At 66.1% G+C, this 1,643-nt stretch carries 4 protein-coding genes; all 4 read left to right on the top strand.

The genetic code is table 11. The features are described from left to right. Positions 1-257 precede the first annotated feature (257 nt). On the top strand, positions 258-494 hold the full coding sequence (locus AB1609_23295) for a hypothetical protein (protein MEW6049361.1): 237 nt from the start codon (positions 258-260) through the stop codon (positions 492-494). A gap of 133 nt (positions 495-627) precedes the next feature. Beyond that, positions 628-855, top strand: coding sequence for a DUF433 domain-containing protein (locus AB1609_23290; GenBank protein ID MEW6049360.1), 228 nt, complete (start codon positions 628-630; stop codon positions 853-855). Beyond that, positions 809-1,213 carry a DUF5615 family PIN-like protein gene (locus tag AB1609_23285; protein MEW6049359.1) on the top strand — a complete coding sequence of 135 codons (405 nt, stop codon included), beginning with the start codon at positions 809-811 and terminating at the stop codon, positions 1,211-1,213. Before AB1609_23290 ends, AB1609_23285 begins: the two co-directional genes overlap by 47 nt. Before the next feature lie 56 nt (positions 1,214-1,269). Further along, the coding region (locus AB1609_23280; GenBank protein MEW6049358.1) for a hypothetical protein at positions 1,270-1,643 on the top strand (374 nt) is incomplete at its 3' end.

Raw genomic sequence — 1,643 nt, 5'->3', positions numbered from 1 at the left:
CTGCGCCGCGATCGACCCGGAAGGTTCCTCCTGGCCCGGGGGGCAGGACCCCGTTCCGTGGTGGCCTTTGCCTGCACGGAGAAGGCGGCGACTGAGATGGACCAGGCTGACCGCCTACGACCGCCCCCTCGAGCGCCTGGCGGCGCTCCTCGACCATCGGCGCCTGCGCGGCCGCGGCCACCGCGTCACGGGTAGGCCGGTGGTCGGCCCGCTCCCCCTCGGCACCCTGCCTTACGCGGTGGGCGGAGGTTTTGCTGGTGGGCGAAGCCGCTGGCCAGGTCAGGACCACCACCGGTGGCGGCGCGTGCTACGGTTTGCTGGCGGCCGAGATTGCTGTGGATGTCTTGACCCGCGCTCTGGCGGAGGACATCCCGTGTGCGGAGTCGTGGGCCGGGTGTGATCGCCGGTGGAGGTCCCTGCTCGGGCGCGAGATCGAGGTAGGCGTGCGCTTCCGGCAACTTGTCCGGCGGGTGGAGGAAAGCAGCGGTTCGTAGACCGGGAGGAAAGGGGCTCATCCGTAGAGAGAGTACGGACGGGGCGGGATTGGATGCCGCACGTGAGCAGGATACAATGGCTGTGACGCGAGTGTGTGGCGAGGTCTGCAAGCCGGTAGGAGGTAGCGGCAGAATGGAAGTCTTCGAGCGAATTACGGTTGATCCAAAGGTGTGCGGGGGGAAACCCTGCATCCGCGACCTTCGCTTTCCTGTCTCGCGCCTGCTAGGGCTGCTTGCTGCGGGGGAGACACGCGACAGCATCCTGAAGGCGTACCCCTACCTTGAGCCTGCCGATGTTGATGCGGCGCTGAGATATGCTGCGTTCCTGGCTGAAGAGGAGACGGTGGAGGTTGCTCGGTGAAGTTCCTGTCGACATGCCGCTCTCGCCGACCCTTGCCCGTTGGCTCTGTGAGCACGGTCACGATACCATTCACGCCTTTGAAGTTGGGCTGGGCTCTGCCTCGGACGAAGAGATCATGGAGCGTGCACGGTCTGAGGGTAGGGTGGTGGTTACGGCCGATCTGGACTACCCTCGTCTTCTGGCGCTCACGCGTGCTCGCCGCCCGGGAGTTGTTCTTTTTCGCGGAGGGAGCTTCAGCGAATCCGACATGCTGTCTATGATCGGACGGGCTATCGCCGCAGTCTCCGAAAGGGACCTGGCCAGCAGCATTGTGGTTGTTGATCGCCAGCGAGTACGGCGCAGGACGCTCCCTGTTTGACGTTCCGGTTTCTGTTCAGTCGGTTTTAGTCTTCAATCGGTTCCGTCCACCACCACATGACTTTGCGCCGGATCGAAGCCGCCGGCCAGGTCAAGACCACCGCCGGCGGCGGCGTGTACTACGGTCTGCTGGCGGCCGAGATTGCTGTGGAGGTGTTCGCCCGCGCTCTGGCGGAGGACAACCTCTCTGCGGAGCCGTTGGCCGAGTACGGTCGCCGGTGGACATCCCTGCTCTCGCGTGAGACCGAGGTGGGCGTGCGCTTCCGGCAGCTTGCCCGCCGGGTCGACGACGCCACATTAGCCTTCCTCATCGACCTCGCCAACCGCGACGGCCTCCCCACCGCCTCTTCGACTGGCACGTCCCCCTCCTCGACGGCCCCGTCTCCCTCCTCCGCCCCCTCTCCCTCCTCGGGCCGGCCCCCGCCCCAACT

Source organism: Bacillota bacterium, from assembly GCA_040754675.1.
Taxonomy (GTDB): Bacteria; Bacillota; Limnochordia; order Limnochordales; family Geochordaceae; genus Geochorda.
This window is presented reverse-complemented; position numbering and strand designations above follow the sequence as displayed.